Origin of the sequence: Diplocloster hominis, from assembly GCF_032380655.1 — a bacterium.
GTDB lineage: Bacteria > Bacillota > Clostridia > Lachnospirales > Lachnospiraceae > Diplocloster > Diplocloster hominis.
On record NZ_JAWDIY010000015.1, the window covers coordinates 102,355 to 121,146 of the forward strand.

Annotated in this window: 13 protein-coding genes; 12 read left to right on the forward strand and 1 reads right to left on the reverse strand. The window is 50.2% G+C overall.

The annotated features are described in order from the left end of the window. The first annotated feature begins 35 nt into the window (after positions 1 to 35). Entirely contained in the window at positions 36 to 1,244 is a 1,209-nt protein-coding gene (locus ABC831_RS14930) for an NADP-dependent isocitrate dehydrogenase (protein WP_343248904.1), read from the forward strand. A gap of 136 nt (positions 1,245 to 1,380) precedes the next feature. Here ABC831_RS14930 and ABC831_RS14935 read toward each other — a convergent pair whose 3' ends face one another. Beyond that, positions 1,381 to 2,850, reverse strand: coding sequence for a FadR/GntR family transcriptional regulator (locus tag ABC831_RS14935; RefSeq protein WP_343248905.1), 1,470 nt, complete (start codon positions 2,848 to 2,850; stop codon positions 1,381 to 1,383). 155 nt (positions 2,851 to 3,005) lie between these two features. Here ABC831_RS14935 and ABC831_RS14940 point away from each other — a divergent pair, with 155 nt between their 5' ends. The 11 genes from ABC831_RS14940 to mreC all read left to right on the forward strand — a co-directional run bounded on the left by ABC831_RS14940 (position 3,006) and on the right by mreC (position 18,773). After that, positions 3,006 to 5,222: a bifunctional diguanylate cyclase/phosphodiesterase gene (locus tag ABC831_RS14940; RefSeq protein WP_343248906.1), complete on the forward strand. Its 2,217-nt coding sequence runs from the start codon at positions 3,006 to 3,008 to the stop codon at positions 5,220 to 5,222. A 223-nt stretch (positions 5,223 to 5,445) separates the two neighbouring features. Then, positions 5,446 to 8,085 carry a DNA mismatch repair protein MutS gene (gene mutS, locus ABC831_RS14945; protein WP_343248907.1) on the forward strand — a complete coding sequence of 880 codons (2,640 nt, stop codon included), beginning with the start codon at positions 5,446 to 5,448 and terminating at the stop codon, positions 8,083 to 8,085. Positions 8,086 to 8,108: 23 nt separating this feature from the next. Beyond that, a complete protein-coding gene (gene mutL, locus ABC831_RS14950; RefSeq protein ID WP_343248908.1) occupies positions 8,109 to 10,490 on the forward strand; it encodes a DNA mismatch repair endonuclease MutL in 2,382 nt (793 codons plus the stop codon). 45 nt (positions 10,491 to 10,535) lie between these two features. Beyond that, entirely contained in the window at positions 10,536 to 11,462 is a 927-nt protein-coding gene (gene miaA / locus ABC831_RS14955; RefSeq protein WP_343248909.1) for a tRNA (adenosine(37)-N6)-dimethylallyltransferase MiaA, read from the forward strand. 134 nt (positions 11,463 to 11,596) lie between these two features. Next, a complete protein-coding gene (locus ABC831_RS14960) occupies positions 11,597 to 12,874 on the forward strand; it encodes a methionine gamma-lyase family protein (protein WP_343248910.1) in 1,278 nt (425 codons plus the stop codon). Beyond that, entirely contained in the window at positions 12,871 to 14,142 is a 1,272-nt protein-coding gene (locus ABC831_RS14965; protein ID WP_343248911.1) for a BaiN/RdsA family NAD(P)/FAD-dependent oxidoreductase, read from the forward strand. Before ABC831_RS14960 ends, ABC831_RS14965 begins: the two co-directional genes overlap by 4 nt. A 2-nt stretch (positions 14,143 to 14,144) precedes the next feature. After that, complete coding sequence (locus ABC831_RS14970; RefSeq protein WP_343248912.1) at positions 14,145 to 15,737, forward strand: NAD(P)/FAD-dependent oxidoreductase; 1,593 nt, start codon at positions 14,145 to 14,147, stop codon at positions 15,735 to 15,737. Between the two features lie 74 nt (positions 15,738 to 15,811). Then, a complete protein-coding gene (locus ABC831_RS14975) occupies positions 15,812 to 16,072 on the forward strand; it encodes a DUF4321 domain-containing protein (protein WP_158344347.1) in 261 nt (86 codons plus the stop codon). Between the two features lie 113 nt (positions 16,073 to 16,185). After that, positions 16,186 to 16,884: a RadC family protein gene (gene radC / locus ABC831_RS14980; RefSeq protein WP_343248913.1), complete on the forward strand. Its 699-nt coding sequence runs from the start codon at positions 16,186 to 16,188 to the stop codon at positions 16,882 to 16,884. Positions 16,885 to 16,899: 15 nt separating this feature from the next. Next, on the forward strand, positions 16,900 to 17,916 hold the full coding sequence (gene mreB / locus ABC831_RS14985) for a rod shape-determining protein (protein WP_343248914.1): 1,017 nt from the start codon (positions 16,900 to 16,902) through the stop codon (positions 17,914 to 17,916). A 17-nt stretch (positions 17,917 to 17,933) separates the two neighbouring features. Beyond that, complete coding sequence (gene mreC, locus ABC831_RS14990) at positions 17,934 to 18,773, forward strand: rod shape-determining protein MreC (protein WP_343248915.1); 840 nt, start codon at positions 17,934 to 17,936, stop codon at positions 18,771 to 18,773. Positions 18,774 to 18,792 lie beyond the last annotated feature (19 nt).

The following is an 18,792-nucleotide window of genomic DNA, read 5'->3' on the forward strand; positions in this document are numbered from 1 at the left end:
GAGAATAAAGGCTACAATAACTAGGAGGATGAGTAATGGAAAAAATCAAAATGGCGACCCCGTTGGTAGAGATGGACGGAGACGAAATGACCCGGATTCTGTGGCAGATGATCAAAGACGAGTTGTTACTCCCGTTCATTGAATTGAACACGGAATATTACGATCTGGGACTGGAGCACAGGAATGAGACCGATGACCAGGTAACCTTTGATTCCGCCGAAGCCACCAAGAAATACGGCGTGGCGGTCAAATGTGCCACCATCACACCCAACGCGGCCAGAATGGGAGAATACAACTTAAAAGAGATGTGGAAGAGTCCCAACGGTACGATCCGTGCGATCCTGGACGGCACCGTATTCCGTGCTCCCATCGTGGTAAAAGGCATCGAGCCCTGTGTGAAGAATTGGGAAAAACCCATCACCATTGCCAGACATGCCTACGGCGACGTCTATAAGGCTACGGAAATGAAGATTCCGGCAGCGGGCAAGGCAGAGTTAGTATATACGGCAGCAGATGGAACCGAGACACGGGAATTGATTCATGCATTTGACGGTCCCGGAATCATCCAGGGAATGCATAATCTGAACAAGTCCATCGAAAGCTTTGCCAGAAGCTGCTTTACCTATGCGCTGGATACCAGGCAGACCCTGTGGTTTGCCACCAAAGATACGATTTCCAAAAAATATGACCATACCTTCAAAGATATTTTCCAGGAGATCTTTGATAACGAATACAAGGAAAGATTCGATGCCGCCGGTATTGAATATTTCTATACGCTGATCGACGATGCGGTAGCCCGTGTGATGAAGTCGGAAGGCGGATACATCTGGGCCTGCAAGAACTATGACGGGGATGTTATGAGCGACATGATCTCCTCCGCCTTCGGGTCTCTGGCTATGATGACCTCCGTACTTGTTTCTCCGGACGGATATTTTGAATATGAGGCGGCCCACGGAACGGTTCAGAGACATTATTACAAGCATCTGAAGGGAGAGGAGACTTCCACCAACTCTGTGGCCACGATCTTCGCCTGGACCGGGGCACTGCGCAAACGCGGGGAGCTGGATCAGAACGCTGCGCTCTCCGAATTCGCCAACCGGCTTGAGAAGGCCTGCATCAAGACCATAGAAGACGGCAGGATGACGAAGGACCTGGCACTGATCACCTCTATTCAGAATCCGACCGTATTGAGCAGCGAGGGATTCATCAAAGCTGTGAGAGCGACTTTGGAAGAAATGTTGTAAGAAAAAATCCGGGAAGTAATAAAATCCGGGAAGTAATAAAATGCAGCGATTGACCCTGAGCGGTTACCGCTGCATTTTATATTGCTGAGAGCTATTTATTGCAGGGCAATCCGCAAGATATTCAATCACCGGCAGATTACGGAGTAAAAACCGGTGGTGTCCGGATCGACACGGCTTCCGGCAGACCGCATTTGATCAAAAAATCACGGACCACCGTCAGGATATGACAGTAGCAGGCGGAAAGGCCGGTGGCGAAGCCGGCGGCGTCCCCCGCCTGAAGACAATGAAAAGCTTTCAGGCTGATTAAGTTCAGCTGGTTTGTACTATTGCTTTTGCCGCTGTAAAAAGAGAAATAATATCCCCATAACAGCAGTTTGTTAATTTCCTTTAAAATAACCCGGTAAGGATGCAAATCTAAATATTTCATAATACAGAAGAAAATCTCTTTTAATGGTATCGCCTGCTGTTCCTCAAAGTGAGATTGCAGGGCGTTGAGATCCTCAGCTGTGAACCGGTCGAAAACGAGCAGCGCAGCAGGCCCGATCAGCAGAGCCATGAGCTGCAGGCCGCTCAGATAAAGCAGTGTATCATGGCGAAAGGTTTTGTCCTTCATACAGTGAAATGTAGCCTGGTCATCCTGCATGATCACCCGAGTCCCCTTGGCGTTTAAGGTTTGGCCAAAGCCCAGTTGATTTAATATGGAAAGGGCTTTTCGTATCGTGGATACGGATACGCCGTATTGTTCCGCAAGCTTTGCTTCCGGCGGAAGATAGGAACCGGATGGATATAAGCCGGTCCCTATTTTATTGATGAGGTCCCGGGCAATCTGGGTATAATAGTGATCCCGGCCACGCTCTGCATGCCATACATAGGAGACATCCGTATCGTCCGGTACATTCGGATAATTCTCTGAAAATTCTTCGAGCAGACAAAGGATATAATCAGTGATTTCATGATAAATGTCCTGGAAACAGCGTTTGGCATTCTGGGAATCGCTTTTTTCCAGGGCCTGGGTTATGGCAGACAGATACCTGCGGGCATTCTGTAAATTCGGTTTGTCGGCGGGGGAGCGGTATTCCACAAAAAAAGGTACGTGGGCATAAACCCGCAGACTCGAATACAATTCATGAAACAACAGGTTCCCTGACGCATGTAATACATCGTGCAGCAGGAAATTGACGGTCCGCCAGCCATTCTTTGAATTGGTTTTTTTGGAGTATGACAGCGCATAAGCGTAATGTTCCATGCTCCGCACATCGCAGACGGAAACGGAAAAAGAGAGCAGAAGAGGCATGATGATTTCCAGCGTTCTATATGCATCCGCAATGGCGGTACGGCATCTTAAGATATACGGGACACAAGAGGACGCTGCACCGTTTTCGGGCCAACGGTAGATCACAACCGCCGGTTTCCGTTCCTGTGTACGGATGAGACCTTCCTCTTTCAGCACGTGCAGTACATCTTTGACCGTGCGTATACCTACATGGTAAATCTCGCAGATTTGGCTCATGGACGGCAGGGAGCTGCCATAATCGAATTGGCCGGTTGTAATCTGCTTGCGCAAATTTTGATACAGATAGTCAAATAACGTTCTTTTATTGTTCATTCCAATCCCTCCCTGTTTAATGTATCACAAAAAATGGTAACAAGCTATATGCTTACGTACTCAAATACTATCTTGTGTGTCAGTTTTTGTTTTGTTAAAATATTATTTATCATAAAGAGAATGAAGGATCGAAAATGAGTCACTCAGGAGCAATTATGAAAAAAGTGAAAATACCAATCATAGCTTTGACCGTGATTATTCTTGCCATGTCTGTCATTACGGTCTGGAATGCGGCCGAACTTCATAACATTATTTCACATAAGACACAGAGATATGTAAAAGATGTATCTCTTCAATTAACCAGTGATATTGAGGGGAGATTGAAGAAAATCACCCAGGATATGCTGGCCCTGGAAGACAGTGTGCTGAAAATCTACGATTACCAGGATGTAGAAGGATTAAAAGAATTTTTAGACCGGAAGGCCGCCGTACTGGAATTTGATTCCCTGATTATAAGTTCCTGTACGGGCAGAAGCTATGCGACCGGAATCACCGTGGACAATCTTTTGGAGCTTCCCGGAGTGCAGGACGCTTTAAAGGGTAATAACGGGGTCTCTTTCCTGGATGGACAGAGCATTCTCTATTCTGTTCCGTTCTATGAGGATGGGCAGGTTGTGGGAGTTCTGTCCGGAATACGCAGTAAAGCCAATATGCAGAAACTAATCCAGCCCCACAGCTTTGACGGGAAGGGCCTGACCTGCATCTCGGACAGCGATGGAAATGTCATAATCTCGCCCACGGATCTGGACCCTTTTTTAAGACTGGATCATATATTTACACAAGAGACGAAAACCAGGCAGCGGGAACTTCAGTCCATATACCAGATGCGGGATAATATGCGCAGCCGGCAGGGAGGGGTCTTTACCTTTACAGCCCTTAACGGTTCAGAACTGGTTCTTTCCTATGATACATTGGAGCCTTATGACTGGGTATTGCTGACACTGGTTCCGGCGGATCTGATCAGCCAGGATACGGATCGGTATGTGACGAAAACCTTTCTGATTACCGCAGGGATCATTCTGGTATTCGCGCTGTCCCTGCTGATCGTTACCAATACGTTTTGCAGCCACAGAAAAGCGCTGGAGCGGATCGCTTTTGAAGATGCCGTAACCGGCGGTATGAGCAATGCAGCCTTTCAATTGCAATGCAAAGAAATGCTGCAGAAGGCTCCCGCAGGTACATACACGGTGATATCACTGAATATGAAGGACTTCAAACTGATCAATGAAAATTTCGGGAGCCCGTCCGGAGATGCCACCTTGCGTTATATTGGAGAAGTCCTGAAGAGAAATCTTAAGCCCGGCGAGCTGTGCGCCCGCGGGGAAGCCGATAACTTTTTCCTGTGCTTAAAAGAAGCGGAGAGGAACCGTATCCAATCCAGATTGGACCGGATACTGGAAGAGGTGAACTCCTTTAATAAAAACAGGGAAGAACCCTATTATTTAACCATCTCACAGGGAGCTTATCTGGTGGATCAGCCTTCTATGGATATTACGCTGATTCAGGACCGAGCCAAGACAGCCTGCCGCGCCCAGAGATATCAATCACAGCAGCCGGTCGCTTACTATGATTCTGCGATCACCAGACGGCTGCAGAAGGAGCATGAACTAAACGACCTGTTCGACAAATCCCTGCAAAATCACGATTTTCAGGTTTATCTTCAGCCTAAGGTATGTCCGTACAGCGGCCGCATAATGGGGGCGGAGGCATTAGTCCGCTGGCAGCACCCGAAACGGGGAATGATCCCTCCCTCGGAGTTTATTCCCTTGTTTGAAAAAAACGGAAATATCTGCCGTCTGGATAATTATATGTTCGGGGAAGTCTGCGCCCTGATAGAACGATGGAGAAAAGAGAATAAGCCAATTTTCCCGATATCAGTCAATCTGTCCCGTCAGCATTTCCGGAATCCGGATCTGCTGCCTCATCTGTCCGAAATCGCCCGAAAACACCAGATACCGGATGGCATGATTGAGCTGGAACTGACCGAATCCGTATTCTTCGACGACAGGAGAATCGAAATCGTAAAAGAAAATATTAAGGCCATGCATAAACTGGGATTTTTATGCTCCCTGGACGATTTTGGCACCGGTTATTCTTCCCTGGGCCTGTTAAAAGAATTTGATATCGATACGATAAAGCTGGACCGCAAATTCGTCCAGGACATCACAAACCCCAAAAGCCAGCACATTCTGGCGTGTATCATGGAACTGACCAAAAATCTGAACATAAAAACAGTCGCAGAAGGGATAGAGACCCAGGAACAACTCGGTTTTCTAAAAGTCTTGCACTGCGATCTCATCCAGGGCTATCTGTATGCAAAGCCCATGCCCATCCCTGAATTTGAGCAATGGGCAGAAAACCACCTGTTCTGAACTATCCAAATGCAGGAAAAACCGGGACTGATTCCGTAAGCCTCTGGCGCGGCACCGACGCCTCAGGTGCGGAATCATCCCGTTTTTCGATTGTATCCAGGGAAACCTTCCTACAACCCAACATCTAGTGGTTGGATTTTCCTTGAAATCAGGTTGTTGTGTTCCTTGAAATCAGGTGCTATAATAAAACGGATAATACGCGAAGATAAGGAAGGTTTCACAGATGGCAGAATTAACACCGATGATGCAGCAGTACGTAAAGACGAAGGAAGAGTATCAGGATTGTATTTTGTTTTATAGATTGGGTGATTTTTATGAGATGTTTTTTGAGGATGCGCTGACGGCCTCCCGGGAGCTGGAGATCACCCTTACGGGAAAGGACTGCGGCCTTGAGGAGCGGGCGCCCATGTGTGGGATTCCCTACCACGCGGTGGAGGGGTATCTGACGAAGCTGGTGAAAAAAGGATACAAGGTGGCGATCTGCGAGCAGGTGGAGGACCCTAAGATGGCCAAAGGCCTGGTGAAACGGGAAGTGGTCCGTATCGTGACACCGGGAACGAATTTCAATACGCAGACTTTGGATGAGTCGAAAAATAATTATCTGATGTGCATTGTCTATCTGGATGAAAAATACGGGGTTTCGGTTTCCGATATCACCACCGGGGAGTTTCTGGTGACTGAACTGGATACGGACCGGAAACTGATCGATGAGATCCATAAATATATGCCATCGGAGATTATCTGCAACGACTCTTTTTATGTCAGCGGGATGGATCTGGAGGATCTGCAGAACAGGCTGGGTATCACGATTTATTCCCAGGATGCCTGGTATTTTGACGATGAGAAATGTATCCGGGTGCTCAAGGAGCATTTCCAGGTGGGAAGCCTGGATGGATTGGGACTAAAGGACTACGACTGTGGGATCATCGCCGCAGGGGCCATGCTGCAGTATCTCTATGAGACACAGAAAACGCCGCTTCAGCATATGACCACTCTGACTCCCTATGCCACCGGAAAATTTATGGTGATCGACAGCTCCACCAGGAGAAATCTGGAACTGGTGGAAACGATGCGGGAAAAGCAAAAAAAGGGTTCGCTGCTGTGGGTACTGGATAAAACAAAAACGGCTATGGGAGCCCGTATGCTGCGCAGCTATATAGAACAGCCTTTGATCAATGAAAAAGAGATCGAAAAAAGACTCTCTGCCATCGAAGAACTGAACCGGAACGCGATTACCAGGGAGGAGATCCGGGAGTATCTGAATCCGGTCTATGACCTGGAACGGCTGATCAGCAAGATCAGCTATAAAACCGCCGGGCCAAGGGATCTGAATGCCTTTGCCGGTTCCCTGTATATGCTGCCGCATATTAAGTTCCTGCTAAAGAATCTGCAGGCGCCGCTGCTTCAGGAGATCTATGAGGAAATTGATGAGTTAAGCGACCTGTATGAACTGGTGAAATCATCGATCCAGGAGGAACCTCCGATCACAATCCGGGAGGGCGGAATTATCCGGGACGGCTACCATGAAGAGGTGGACAAGTTAAGGCACGCCAAGACCGAAGGGAAGAACTGGCTGGCCGATCTGGAAGCCAGGGAAAAGGAAAAGTCCGGGATTAAAAATCTGAAAATAAAGTTTAATAAAGTATTTGGCTATTATCTGGAGGTTACAAACTCCTATAAGGATATGGTGCCGGATTATTTTGTGCGGAAGCAGACGATGGCAAATGCCGAGCGCTACATTACTCCTGAATTAAAAGAACTGGAGGATATGATTCTGGGGGCGGAGGATAAGCTTACAGTGCTGGAATACAACCTGTTCTGCCAGGTCCGGGACCAGATCGCAGAAGAGGTGGTGCGTATCCAGACCACAGCCCGGGCGGTTGCAAAGACGGATGTGTTTGCCTCCTTAGCGCTGGTGGCGGAACGCAATAATTATGTCCGTCCGAAGATAAATCAGAAGGGGATCATTGATATCAAGGATGGCAGGCATCCGGTAGTGGAGCGGATGATTGCCAACGATATGTTCATTCCGAACGATACTTATCTGGATCACAGGGATAAGAGAATTTCCATTATCACGGGGCCGAATATGGCTGGAAAATCCACCTATATGCGGCAGGCGGCGCTGATCGTGCTGATGGCCCAGATCGGCAGCTTTGTGCCGGCCAGAAGTGCCAATATCGGGATCGTGGACCGGATCTTTACCCGGGTGGGCGCGTCCGATGATCTGGCGTCCGGGCAGAGTACTTTCATGGTGGAGATGACAGAGGTTGCCAACATTTTGCGGAACGCCACCTCAGACAGCCTGCTGATCCTGGACGAGATCGGCCGGGGAACCAGCACCTTTGACGGATTGAGCATCGCGTGGGCCGTAGTGGAGTACATAAGCAATCCGAAGCTTCTGGGGGCAAAGACCTTGTTCGCCACTCATTATCATGAGCTGACAGAGCTGGAGGGAAAACTGAACAATGTGAACAATTACTGTATCGCGGTAAAAGAAAAGGGGGATGATATCGTCTTCCTGCGAAAAATCGTCAAAGGCGGCGCGGATAAGAGCTACGGAATCCAGGTGGCCAAGCTGGCCGGTGTGCCGGATCTGGTTATCGACCGGGCAAAAGAACTGGTGGAGGAGCTAAGCGACGCGGATATTACGGCGAAGGCGAGGGATATCGCGGCCGGTTCCAGCGGATTTATTACGGAATCCCTCCATTCTATGGACGTGGAACAGATTTCCCTGTTCGACACGGTCCGGGACGATGATATAATTCTGGAATTAAGGGATATCGATATCAGTACCTTGACACCGATTGACGCGTTAAATACCATTTACCGCCTGCAGAACAAGATTAAAAACCGGTGGTAGGAGCTTTGCCGCGGGAGGAAAATATGGGTAGAATAGAAGTATTAGATCAACACACAATCGACAAAATCGCGGCCGGTGAAGTGATCGAGCGGCCTTCGTCCGTGGTTAAGGAGCTGGCGGAGAATGCCATCGATGCCGGGGCCAGCTCGGTTACGGTAGAGATAAAAGAGGGCGGGACCAGCTTCATCCGGATCACAGATAACGGAAGCGGCATTGAGAAAGATCAGGTGACGACGGCGTTCCTGCGTCATTCCACCAGTAAGATCCGGGCAGTGGAGGATTTGATGACGATTCACTCCCTGGGATTCAGGGGCGAGGCTTTATCCAGCATAGCCGCGGTTGCCCAGGTGGAGCTGGTGACAAAGCCCCATGCAGATACCACGGGAATCCGCTATATTATCGAAGGGGGAAAAGAAGTCAGTCTGGAGGAAGTGGGAGCTCCCGACGGGACCACATTTCTGGTTAGAAATCTTTTCTATAACACGCCAGCCCGGAAGAAGTTTTTGAAAACCGCTATGACGGAGGCCGGTTATATCAATGACCTGCTGATCAAATTAGCGCTGTCGCATCCGGACATTTCCTTTAAATTCATCAATAATGGACAGGTGAAGCTGCACACTTCCGGGAATACAAACCTGAAGGATATCATTTACGGTGTATATGGCCGGGAGATCGCTTCGGAACTGATCGCTGTCGAGGCCGGGGATGCCGGAGTGCAGATCCGGGGATTCATCGGCAAGCCGGTCATATCCAGAGGCAACCGGAATTACGAAAATTATTATATCAACGGCCGGTATATTAAAAGCCAGATTATATCCAAGGCCATCGAGGATGCCTATAAAACCTTTATGATGCAGCACAAATACCCGTTTGCCGTCCTGCATTTTACCATCGAGGGGGATCTGCTGGATGTCAATGTGCATCCGACCAAGATGGAGCTGCGCATTTCCAATCAGGAGGAGATCTATGGGCTGATCGTCCGGACACTGAAGGATGCGCTGTCCGGCAGAGAGCTGATTCCGGAAGTTACTCTGGATTTTGGCAAAGAGAAGGGAAAGGCGGCTGAGGATCAAAAAGAGGCAGCCGGGCAAAATGTTATCCCAGATCAAGCGACCACCATAGAACAATATGAAAATGCGGATCAAGCGGAAAACCTGGAACAAAAAGAAAAGGCAGTGCGAAATGATAACGCGGGACCGTTTTCGTCAGAGAGACTGGATCTGCGGCTGACACGGAGGAACGAGCGTCCTGGTGTCCCGGTAAAGGAAGCCGCGGAAGGAAAAATTTCTTATGGGTTGGAATATGAGACGCAAAAACAGGGGAATCCTTCTGATAGCAGGAAAAGCGTCCAGCCGGCACCGGACAAGGAAAGAGATCCGGGCCAGAAGAACCTGGAATATTTTATGCAGGAAATGCGCAGGCGCGTGATTGCCAACCATGAGGCGCAGATGGAGACGCAGCGTCTCTATGAGCAGATACAGCCTATTCATAAAACGGTTCAACCGGGAGAGGACAGCGGGGAGATTCCGTCAAAGGAAGTCCATCAAAATAGATTATATAAGGATAACCAGGCGCAGAACGGAAAATCAGATTATCCGGCATTTGTACAGGAAGAAAGTATTTACGGCCGGCCGGACGCGCAGGGATGGACAGGCCCGGTAAGCGAAGAGGCTGAAAGCGCGAAGGTTGAAAGTGTGGAAGTTGAAAGCGCGGAAGCTGAAAGTGCGGCGGCAGCGGACGGGATAAGAACGCGGCCGGATGCTTCTGAAATTACAAAAGCAGAACAATTGGAATTGTTCGAGCACCGTCTGCTGGATAAGGACTCCAGAATGGAACACCGGATCATCGGTCAGCTGTTTGAGACCTACTGGCTGGTACAGTTCCAGGATCATCTGTATATCATCGACCAGCACGCGGCCCATGAAAAGGTCCTGTACGAGAGAACCATGAAAAGTTTGGCGTCCAGGGAGTTTACGTCCCAGCTGCTAAGCCCGCCTATCATTCTGACGCTTACCATGCAGGAGGCGGAGCTGCTGAAGCGTTATCAGGACTATTTTACACAGATCGGGTTTGAGATCGAACCCTTCGGCGGCAATGAATATTCAGTCCGAGCTGTTCCGGACAATCTGTTCGGAATTGCGCAGAAAGATCTGCTGATCGAATTAATCGACGGGCTGGCGGATTTTCATATTACGATGGAAGCAGATATGATCAATCAAAAGATCGCGTCCATGTCGTGCAAAGCCGCCGTAAAGGGGAATCAGGTTTTGTCCGGGGCGGAGGCCAAAGCATTGATCGACGAACTCTTAGAGCTGGAGAATCCATATAACTGCCCGCATGGAAGGCCGACGATTATTTCCATGTCGAAATATGAACTGGAAAAGAAATTTAAAAGGATTGTCTGAGGCAGAAATGACGGAGTATAGATTTTTAAGACAGAAGGTGACAACATGAAACGACCGCTTGTGATACTGACAGGCCCGACAGCGGTGGGAAAAACCCGGTTATCCATACGTCTGGCCAAGGCGATCGGCGGAGAGATCATATCTGCGGATTCCATGCAGGTATACCGGCATATGGATATCGGTTCCGCAAAAATACGGCGGGAAGAAATGCAGGGAGTGCCTCATCATCTGATCGATGTCTTGTCCCCCTTTGAAGAGTTTCATGTGGTAAAATTCAAAGAGCTGGCTTATCAGGCTATGGAACAGATCTATGACAGAGGGAACATACCGATCCTTACCGGAGGTACCGGATTTTATATCCAGGCAGTTTTATATGATATTGATTTTACTGAAAACGGGGAGGATCCGTCTGTGCGGGAGGAATTAGAAGCGCTGGCCCGGGAAAAAGGGGCGTCTTACCTGCACGGGCGGTTATCCGAAGTTGACCCGGAGTCAGCCAGGATCATTCATGCCAATAATATCAAGCGTGTCATTCGTGCGCTTGAATACTACAGGCAGACAGGCCAGCCCATATCCGCTCACAATCAGTCGGAAAGGCAGAAGGAATCCCCCTACCGTTTCTCCTACTTCGTATTAAATGACGACCGTTCAAAACTCTATCAGCAGATTGATGCCCGGGTGGATCAGATGCTGGCGGACGGTCTGGTGGACGAGGTTCGTGCCCTGAAAGCCATGGGCTGCACAAAAGAAATGGTTTCCATGCAGGGTCTGGGCTACAAAGAAATCCTGGCCTGTCTCGACGGAGAGTGTACGCTTGAGGACGCAGTCTACATTCTCAAGCGGGACACCCGGCATTTTGCAAAACGCCAGCTCACATGGTTCAAAAGAGAGCGGGATGTGATCTGGGTCAACAAACCGGATTTTGACAACGACGAAGACCGGATTCTTGCATTCATGCTAAACCAAATATAAATGGGGACATGTCCAATCCAGTTTGGGACATGTCCAAACCGAAATGGACATGTCCCAAACTGAAATGGACATGTCCCCATTAGCTATTTTGAGTAAATCGACATTCAGGAAAGGTGAACAAAGGAAAAAGAGCAATGACAGAAGCAATCTATAAAGAGCTGGGCATCAGCCCGCAGGTATTTCAATTTGGGAAAAAGATAGAAGAGACCCTGGCAGAACGTTTTGAGCAGATCGACAAGAACGCGGAATATAACCAGCTGAAGGTGATCAGCGCCATGCAGCGGCACAGGGTAAGTGAAGCGTGCTTTGCGGCTACCAGCGGATATGGATATAATGACCTGGGGCGGGATACGCTGGAGGAAGTATACGCATCAGCCTTTCATACCGAAAGCGCTCTGGTGCGGCCCCAGCTGACCTGCGGGACCCATGCGCTGGCGGTGGCGCTGGCGGCGAATCTGCGCCCGGGGGACGAGCTGTTCTCCCCGGTTGGGAAACCCTATGATACGCTGGAGGAAGTCATTGGGATCCGGCCTTCCAAGGGTTCCCTGGCTGAGTATGGAATCACATACCGGCAGGTGGATCTTATGGAGGACGGCAGTTTTGACTATGAGAATATCCGAAGAGCCATAAACGCGAAAACGAAGCTGGTAACCATCCAGCGGTCTAAAGGTTATCAGACCCGGCCCACCTTATCTGTAGAGAGAATCGGCGGGCTGATCCGTTTTGTAAAGGAGATAAAGCCGGACGTGATCTGTATGGTGGACAATTGCTACGGGGAATTCGTGGAGACGGTAGAACCCACCGACGTGGGGGCGGATCTGTGTGTGGGATCTCTGATCAAAAATCCCGGCGGCGGTCTGGCTCCGATCGGAGGCTATATCGTCGGTAAACAGGAGCTGATCGAAAACTGTGCGTACCGTCTGACCTCACCTGGATTGGGGAAGGAAGTGGGAGCGACTCTGGGGATACTGAATTCTTTTTATCAAGGCTTCTTTCTGGCGCCCACAGTCACGGCCAGTGCATTAAAAGGGGCTGTCTTTGCGGCTAATGTCTATGAGACCCTGGGATTTCCTGTGGTACCCAATGCGCAGGAGAGCAGGCATGATATTATACAGGCGGTTACTTTCGGAAAGCCGGAGGGCGTGATCGCGTTCTGTAAAGGGATACAGGCGGCAGCTCCGGTGGACAGCCATGTGACTCCGGAGCCCTGGGCGATGCCCGGTTATGACAGTGACGTGATCATGGCCGCGGGAGCGTTCGTGTCGGGTTCCTCCATAGAATTAAGCGCGGACGGTCCCATCAAGCCGCCTTACGCCGTTTACTTCCAGGGAGGGCTCACATGGCCCCATGCCAAGTTCGGAATACTGATGTCATTGCAGAAGCTGATCGACGCGGGAGTGGTAAGCCTATGAAAAAAGTCGTGATCGTGGGCGCCGGGGCTTCCGGGCTGATGGCAGGCATCGCTGCGGCGCGGTCAGGTGCCCAGGTGACCATCCTGGAGCATACGTCACAGATCGGGAAAAAAATCCGTTTAACCGGCAACGGCCGGTGTAATCTGACAAATATCAGTCAATCACCGGATAATTACAGAGGGACACATCCGGAATTTGCATGGGAGGCTTTCAAACGGTTTTCCGTGCCGGATACGATCAGATTTTTCGGCGAACTGGGGATCTATACAAAAAACAGAAACGGATATCTATACCCGCATTCCGATCAGGCGGCTGACGTGGCGGAAGTGTTGAGAGCTGAAAATGAACATCAGCATGTAAAAATATCCTGTAATTCTGCCATACGGTCTATATCCGCAGATAAGCATTTTATGATAGAAACAGAAAGCTGGACCTATCCGGCCGATGCCCTGATCCTGTGCACAGGTTCGAAAGCGGCTCCGAAGACAGGTTCGGACGGCAGCGGGTATCAGCTGGCCGAACAGCTGGGGCATCGGATTGTGAAGCCTCTGCCGGCACTGGTGCAGTTAAAGGCGGCCGGTAAGGAGTTCCAGAAGCTGGCCGGCATCCGTGCGGAAGCGATGGTGACCTTACGGGTAGGAGGGAATCCGGTTCAGTCAGATCAGGGAGAAGTCCAGCTGACCGGGTATGGGATATCAGGTATCCCTGTATTTCAGGTCAGCCGTTTTGCCGCAGAGGCGCTGGAACAGCAGAAAAAGGTCCAGGTATGGTTGGATTTCTTTCCTGCGTTTACGGCGGATAATCTGTTGACGCTGTTTCAGCAGCGAATCCGCCATATCTCGTATAAGCGGCTGGGGCAGTTCTTTACCGGTATGCTGCCAGGGAAGCTTCCGGAGGTGGTGCTTCATAAGGCCGGGCTGGAGGCGTCTTTGCCGGTGAGCCAGCTTGCGCCGGAAGAAGTGATGAAGCTGGTCTTGCTGCTGAAAGCATATCCGGTGGACATCACCGGTACCAATTCCTTTGATCAGGCGCAGACCTGCGCCGGAGGAGTAGATACGGAAGAAGTTGATCCCGCTACCATGGAGTCCAGGATCGTCCCGGGCCTGTATCTGGCCGGTGAACTTTTGGATATTGACGGAGCCTGCGGAGGTTATAATCTCCAGTGGGCCTGGACCAGCGGCTATATTGCCGGCACCAGTGCAGCCGGAGGTACCAGTGCAGCAGAAGATAATCGTGCGGCCGGCTGCCGGCTGCCAGGAAAGGAATAACAATGATCCGCATTCAACAGTTAAAACTGAACATCGGGCATACCCCGGATATGCTTCGGCAGGCGGTCGCAGACGCCCTGAAGCTGCCTCCGGAACAGATAAAGAATTACCATATCGTAAGGCGCTCCATCGATGCCAGAAAAAAGCCGGACATCTTCTATGTCTACGCTATCGATGTGGACATCCCAAAGGAACAACAGTTCCTGAAAAAGAGAAACAGTAAGAATCTGACTCTGGTAAAAAAGCAGCGGTATCAGTTCCCGGTACCGGGAGAGCAGCCGCTTACAGCCCGGCCGGTGATTGTCGGGAGCGGCCCGGCCGGGTTGTTCTGTGCACTTTTGTTAGCCCGGCACGGTTACCAGCCGCTGGTCCTGGAGCGGGGAGCCGGTATGGAGGAGCGGAAGTCTGCGGTGGAACGCTTCTGGCAGACAGGGGTCCTGGACACGGAGTCGAATGTCCAGTTCGGGGAGGGCGGAGCGGGAACCTTCTCGGACGGCAAACTGAATACCCTGGTCAAAGATCATGCGGGCCGCAGCCGGAAGGTGCTGGAGATTTTCACGGAAGCGGGGGCATCACCGGATATCCTGACTGAACACAAACCCCATATCGGTACCGATGTCCTGGAATCCGTGGTAAAAAATATCCGGCAGGAGATCATCCGTCTGGGCGGGGAGATCCGGTTCCATTCCAGGGTGACGGATCTGGAAATCCGGAATCAGCGGATCTGTTCCGTGATCGTCAACGGGACCGGGCGCATACCGGCCGAACTGGTGGTGCTGGCGATTGGGCACAGCGCCAGGGATACCTTTGCCCGTTTAAAAGAATTGGCCGTTCCCATGCAGCCGAAGCCGTTTGCCGTGGGAGTCCGGGTGGAGCATCCCCAGGACATGATCAATCTGGCACAGTACGGGGCAGAAGCTGCGGGAAAACTGCCTGCTGCGGATTATAAGGTTACGGCGTCCGTCTCCACCGGACACAGCGTATATTCGTTTTGCATGTGTCCGGGAGGGTATGTGGTAAATGCCAGTTCCGAGCGGGAGGCCATCGCTGTGAACGGCATGAGTTACCAGGCCCGCGACGGGCGTAACGCCAACAGTGCCATTGTGGTGACAGTCACCCCGGATGATTTTGGCTCCGGGGATCTTCTCGGGGGAGTCGAATTTCAGCAAAGACTGGAGCGGGCCGCATTCCGGGCGGGGGAAGGCAGAGTCCCTGTCCAGCTTCTGAAAGATTTTCAGGAGGCCGTGCCCAGCCGGGAACTGGGAGATATCGCGCCTTCCATCAAAGGGGAATGGAAATTCGCGGATCTGCGGGAGGTCCTCCCGGATGTTTTATCCAGGTCTATTCTGGAAGCCATGCCGTTGTTCGCGAATAAAATACCGGGATTCGCAAGGCCGGACTGTATTCTTTCCGGTGTGGAAAGCCGCACATCTTCCCCGGTCAGGGTCCTGCGGAACGCTTCTTATGAAAGCGGGATACAGGGGCTTTATCCCTGCGGAGAGGGTGCGGGATATGCGGGAGGAATCATGTCGGCGGCCATGGACGGAATGAAGACCGCTGAGGCCATTGCGCAGAGATTTAAGCCTCTTGCTTAACAAATTATTAAGGAAATTATAGATATACAAGCATCCTGTTTTGTGTTAGAATAAAAAATCGGAGGATAAGGTTTATGAGAGCATCAGCAGGTAAAAATGCGTGGGCATGTTTTCTGCTCATTCTGGCAGGAATTGTACTGGGTGGCTTTATCGGCTCCCTGACAGAAGGAGTATCCTTCTTAAGCTGGCTGAATTACGGGCAGCAGTTCGGACTGGACAGTCCTATTATCCTGAATCTGGGGATTCTGGTCATCACGTTCGGACTTCATATTAAAATAACCATAGCCAGCATTATCGGTGTCATTCTGGGAATAATTATCTACCGGATGATATAACGAGTAAGAAATGCCGATGATTCATATCGTTTCATACAGTAAGAATCCTTAGTGGGAACGGCGCAGCCGTATTGTCGCGATTGGAGAGAGACAATACTAAGGAGTGATGGAACATGGAAAAAAAGAACATAACGGTAAAGGAAATGCCAAGTGATCAGAGGCCCTATGAAAAATGTCTGGCCCGGGGCGCGGGTGCGCTGACCGACACAGAGCTTCTGGCGGTGATCATCCGCAGCGGCGTCAAAGGGGAACGCAGTCTGGATCTGGCGGATCGAATTTTACAGCTATCCGGTATCGGACAGGGGGTTCTGGGAGTCTGCCGTGTTGGGATACAGGATTTGATGAAGATAAAAGGAATTGGGAAAGTGAAGGCCATTCAGATACAGTGTGTGGCCGAATTATCCAGGAGAATAGCCAAAAAAGCCGCGGCAGAGAGCCTTCGTTTTGAAAGGCCGTCTACGGTTGCGGATTATTATATGGAAGATTTCCGTCATCTAGAGCAGGAACATCTCATGGTGCTGCTTCTGAATTCCAAAAATCGCTTGTTGAGAGAACAGGTTATTTTCAAAGGTACCGTCAATGCTTCTTTAGTATCCCCACGGGAAATATTTATTCTGGCACTGCGTTACGGAGCGGTCAATATGATCCTGGTCCATAACCATCCCAGCGGAGATCCGTCTCCCAGCAAAGCGGATGTGGATATATCCAGGAGAATCAAACAGACCGGAGAACTGATCGGTATCCGCATGTTAGATCATATTATTATAGGAGATCAAAAATACTGTAGTTTACAGGAAAGAGGAATTATTTAGGAGGACTAACGCAAAATGACGAACAATGTTTTTGGAGTGGATTTAGGGACATGCAATATCAAAATCTACGACCGGCATGCAGACCAGATTTACAAAGAGAAGAATATTATAGCCATTGCCAATAAAAAGGATGTGTTTGCCATCGGGGATGAGGCCTTTGAGATGTACGAGAAGGCGCCGGCTAATATCAACGTGTTTTTCCCGATGAACAATGGCGTGATTTCCAATATCAATGCAATGCAGCAGCTCCTTTCCAAATTCTTAAGCGGCCATTCGAAGGGCAGCTTAAAGGGAAGTGAATTTATCATGACGTTCTCCAACGATATCACGGAAGTGGAGAAGAAGGCGTTTCATGATGTGGTGTTAAACAGCAATTTTAAACCCAAGCAGGTGGATATGGTGGAAAAAGCCGTAGCCGATGCTGTGGGTCTGGGTGTGGACGTCAAGAGCGCCAAGGGCGTCATGATCATCAATATCGGGGCGGATACCACCGAGATCGCCATTATCTCGCTGGGAGGGATCGTGATCAGCCGCCTGATCCATGTGGGCGGAAACCAGCTGGATGAGGATATCCAGAATGTGCTGAAACGGGAATATAATTTCTATATCGGTGATAAAACCGCTGAGAATCTGAAAAAGCAGCTGGCATGTGCCACAGACTGTGAAGAGGCCAGCGCGAAAGCATATGGGATCGATGTGGTGACCGGACTGCCGGTGGAGGTAGAGGTGCCGGGCACTCTGATTTTCGAGGCGATTTCCGATCATCTGCATACGATTATCGACTCTGTTAAGATCATACTGGAGAGGACGCCGCCGGAACTGGCTGCGGATATCGTGGCCAACGGTGTATATGTGACCGGGGGATCTTCCAGAATCCGGAATCTGGATAAATTCATCCGCAAGGAGACGAATCTGAAAGCGAATATCGTGGAAGAGCCGGAAGAGAGCGTGGTAAGAGGGCTGGCGACCATTATCGCCGATGACAGCCTGCGTTCCCTGAACTTTGTACGGCAGACCAGGGTTTATCATTAATCGGACAGAGGTTATTCATGAGAAAGAAAAAGAGATTTTCGATACCAAGTAAATATCTGCTGCTGTTCCTCACCCTGCTGTGTATCGGGCTGATGCTGCTTACGTTCACTACGGATCTGGCCACCGGTCCTTTGCGCACCGTCTCGAACTACGTCTTTGTGCCGATCCAGACAGGAATCAATCAGATCGGCTGGTGGATCAGCGATAAAAAGGAGAACCTGGCGGATCTAAAAGAAGTCCGGGCCAAAAACCAGGAGCTGCAGCAGCAGGTGGACGAGCTGACGGAGGAGAATACGATACTTCAGCAGGATAAATACGAGCTGGAGCGTCTGCGGGAGCTGGTGAAACTGGATTCCGAATATTCTGATTACCAGAAAGTCGGAGCCAGAATCATCGGAAAGGACCCCGGCAACTGGTTCGACAAGTTTCTGATTGATAAAGGGACCAATGACGGCCTGGCGGTGGACATGAATGTAATCGCAGGCGGCGGGCTGGTGGGGATTATCGTCGAGGTAGGACCTGACTACGCCACCGTGCGGTCGATCATCGACGACACCACCAACGTCAGCGCCATGATTGAGACCACTTCGGACCGATGTATAGTGGAAGGGAATCTCCAGCTGATGAATGAGGGGATTATCCAGTTCAGTGAACTGAGCGACAAAGAGAATAAGGTCAATGTAGGGGATAAGGTGGTAACATCGATTATCAGCAGTAAGTATCTGCCGCGGATACTGATCGGTTATGTAAAAGAAATCGTACCGGATGCCAACAACCTGACAAAATCAGGGACGATCACTCCGGTAGTGGATTTTGAGCATCTGGAAGAAGTACTGGTGATTACGGATCTGAAATAATACCGGAAATCACCGGAAG

Coding starts and splice junctions, on each gene's coding strand:
- ABC831_RS14930 (WP_343248904.1), top strand. CDS start 36: ATGGAAAAAATCAAAATGGCGACCCCGTTGGTAGAGATGGACGGAGAC.
- ABC831_RS14935 (WP_343248905.1), bottom strand. CDS start 2,850: ATGAACAATAAAAGAACGTTATTTGACTATCTGTATCAAAATTTGCGC.
- ABC831_RS14940 (WP_343248906.1), top strand. CDS start 3,006: ATGAAAAAAGTGAAAATACCAATCATAGCTTTGACCGTGATTATTCTT.
- mutS (WP_343248907.1), top strand. CDS start 5,446: ATGGCAGAATTAACACCGATGATGCAGCAGTACGTAAAGACGAAGGAA.
- mutL (WP_343248908.1), top strand. CDS start 8,109: ATGGGTAGAATAGAAGTATTAGATCAACACACAATCGACAAAATCGCG.
- miaA (WP_343248909.1), top strand. CDS start 10,536: ATGAAACGACCGCTTGTGATACTGACAGGCCCGACAGCGGTGGGAAAA.
- ABC831_RS14960 (WP_343248910.1), top strand. CDS start 11,597: ATGACAGAAGCAATCTATAAAGAGCTGGGCATCAGCCCGCAGGTATTT.
- ABC831_RS14965 (WP_343248911.1), top strand. CDS start 12,871: ATGAAAAAAGTCGTGATCGTGGGCGCCGGGGCTTCCGGGCTGATGGCA.
- ABC831_RS14970 (WP_343248912.1), top strand. CDS start 14,145: ATGATCCGCATTCAACAGTTAAAACTGAACATCGGGCATACCCCGGAT.
- ABC831_RS14975 (WP_158344347.1), top strand. CDS start 15,812: ATGAGAGCATCAGCAGGTAAAAATGCGTGGGCATGTTTTCTGCTCATT.
- radC (WP_343248913.1), top strand. CDS start 16,186: ATGGAAAAAAAGAACATAACGGTAAAGGAAATGCCAAGTGATCAGAGG.
- mreB (WP_343248914.1), top strand. CDS start 16,900: ATGACGAACAATGTTTTTGGAGTGGATTTAGGGACATGCAATATCAAA.
- mreC (WP_343248915.1), top strand. CDS start 17,934: ATGAGAAAGAAAAAGAGATTTTCGATACCAAGTAAATATCTGCTGCTG.